The organism is Kocuria sp. ZOR0020, assembly GCF_000800955.1.
Lineage (GTDB): Bacteria > Actinomycetota > Actinomycetes > Actinomycetales > Micrococcaceae > Kocuria > Kocuria subflava.
The window spans coordinates 1-1435 of sequence record NZ_JROX01000324.1; the positions used below are offsets into that span (position 1 = coordinate 1).

The 1435-nt window shown below is 66.1% G+C and carries 1 pseudogene; it reads right to left on the reverse strand.

What is annotated here, in order from left to right:
• Positions 1 to 1435, reverse strand: a pseudogene (locus L979_RS16430) (hypothetical protein); the annotation flags it as partial.

A 1435-nucleotide genomic window follows, 5' to 3' on the forward strand; every position in this document is an offset into this window, starting at 1 on the left:
TGCCGCGGTTGCCAGGTGGTGAAGTTCGTGGGAGAGCCGTGCCGTCCCCGGCACCTTGTCCGCGGCCAGCAACTTGACGTATCGATCCGCGGTTGCCACCACAGCTCGCCTGCCCCGCCGGTGCACCACCACCTGGCCGTGACGGGACAACTCCTTGAGTCCCGGCAGTTTGTGATCCGAGCCAAAGGTGTTGACCTTCCACTCGGTGAGGCCCAGCCTGTGCGGATTCGGTGTTGCTGCCGCCGCCCGGACTCGGCCCGTGGAGTCGATCACTTCAGCGTTGAGTCGACCGTCTGCCTTGGGCCAAGCCCGTTTGACGGTGAAAGTCTCCAGGTCACCGCCTGGCTGCTGCACCGTGAGTGTGGTGGGCACGGCTTCCGGCACCAGCGCGCCAGCTGCCTGGACCACCTGGTGCATCCGCTGGGGCCAGTGCGGGCTGCAGTCCCGGAAGGCCGTCATGACCCGCATGAGCAGGTGGAACCCCGCCCAGGTGCGGATCTGGTGATCGGATGGAGCACCACAGAGGTCTCGATACCCCTCCACCATGGCCGCCGTCACCGCATCCAGGACCGGTTCCCAGTCCTGGGATGGTGCCATCTGGGCCAGCTGGGTCATGATTCCCGATGACACTGCATTGCCCAGATCATCTGCGGCCTGACCCAGACGCATCCGGTCCAAGTCCGTGATCATCACGCCGTCGTCGTCGCTGTGTGGGTTGGAGGAGCTGTGGCCGGGGCTGAACGCTGTGCTGTTAACCAGGACTTGATCGGCGGAGAAATCCCCGTGGAGCACACGCAGCGCGGTGCCGGTGCCAAGGCTTGCGGTGATCTCAAGATTCACGGTGATCCGGTCTGCCACCGCGCGAAACTGTGCTGCCACGTCCGGATCCACAGCCATCAGGTCGGTGGCCATGACCTCCATACGGGCCACCGGGTCCGGTGAATCGGGAATCCGGTTCACGATCTTCTCGGCCAGACGATCAGCACAGGAGTGCAAACGCACCAGGCCGCGGCCAGCCTTCCGGGCAGCCTCAACGGTTGACGTGTCCACGGCGTGGTCCGTGAGGTCACCGTCGCCGTACCAGGGATAGCAGCGCACGCGAGGATCCGGGCAGATGCCCGGGGCGGTGGTGGTGACCTGTATCGGCACCGCGTCCGAGGCCAGCACGGCCAGCGTGGATTCGGAAACGGCAGGGGCTTCCGTGGAGATCTTGACCACCGTTTCCGGCGCTGAGCCACCGGGCCCACCGGCCAAAACCATCCGACGCTGAGGGTTGAAACGCAGCACCCGCCACGGGCTGTGCGCCGTGCCCAGCCCGGCAGCCGATGCCCCCAGTACCTTGTGCACCACCTTGACCAGTTTGGGATCTGCGGCGGGCAACCCCACGGCCAGCACGTGCCCAGGGCGGCCTGGAATCTGACAGGTGGCCACCATC